At 71.5% G+C, this 881-nt stretch carries 1 protein-coding gene; it reads right to left on the bottom strand.

Annotation, left to right across the window (positions count from 1 at the left end; all coding sequences use genetic code 11):
• A partial coding sequence (locus ACTT8P_RS38335; RefSeq protein WP_442836409.1) for a condensation domain-containing protein occupies window positions 1–881 on the bottom strand: 881 nt, incomplete at both ends.

Genomic DNA, 881 nt, shown 5'->3' with positions numbered 1-881 from the left:
TTGATGAACAACCCCAGCATGTGCTCCATGCCGGGCAGCTCGGCCGGTCGGCCCGCCACCGTCGCCCCGAACACCACATCACGCCGACCCGCCAGCGCACCCACCACCACAGCCCACGCCACCTGCACCACAGTGTTCACCGTGACACCCGACCGACGAGCGAGTTCACCCAGTGCCTCGGCCAACTCCGCGCCCGGTGCGATCGTCAGTTGACGGGGTTCGACCACGGCGGCCCGCGCCACGGTCGGAGCTACGAGCGTCGGTTCCTCGGCGCCGGCCAGCGCCCGGCGCCAAGCGTCCCGTGCCGCGTCCCCGTCCTGCCGGGCCAGCCACGCCGCGTACTCCCGATACGGCGTCACCACCGGCAGCCCCACCCCACTGCCACCCGCCGCGTAAGCCGTCCACACCTCACGCAGCAGAATGGGCAGGGACCAGCCGTCCAGCACCAGGTGGTGCAGGGTGACCGCCAACCGCCAACGGTCCTCGCCCACCTTCACCAGCAGCACCCGCAGCAGCGGAGGCCGGACGAGGTCGAACCGCCGCGCCCGCTCCTCACACTCCAGTGCCTCCGCTTCGTCCACCGCCTGGAGCGAGCCCAGAGAGGACAGGTCCACTTCGCGCCACGGCAGTTCGACGCCCTCGGCGATCACCTGTACCGGCTGCTCAACACCCGGCGGCTGCCAGAACCCCGCCCGCAGACCCGCATGCCGGTCCACCACCGCCTGCCACGACGCCCGCAACACCCCAACGTCCACCGGCCCCCGCACGTCCAGGAGCAGCTGCTCCACGTACACGTCGGTGCCGCCCTGGTCGAACAGCGAGTGGAAGAGCAGGCCCTCCTGCAACGGCGAGACCGGCAACACCTCCACCAGCCCCGCGAC

Origin of the sequence: Streptomyces sp. JW3, from assembly GCF_052216785.1 — a bacterium.
GTDB lineage: Bacteria > Actinomycetota > Actinomycetes > Streptomycetales > Streptomycetaceae > Streptomyces.
This window is presented reverse-complemented; position numbering and strand designations above follow the sequence as displayed.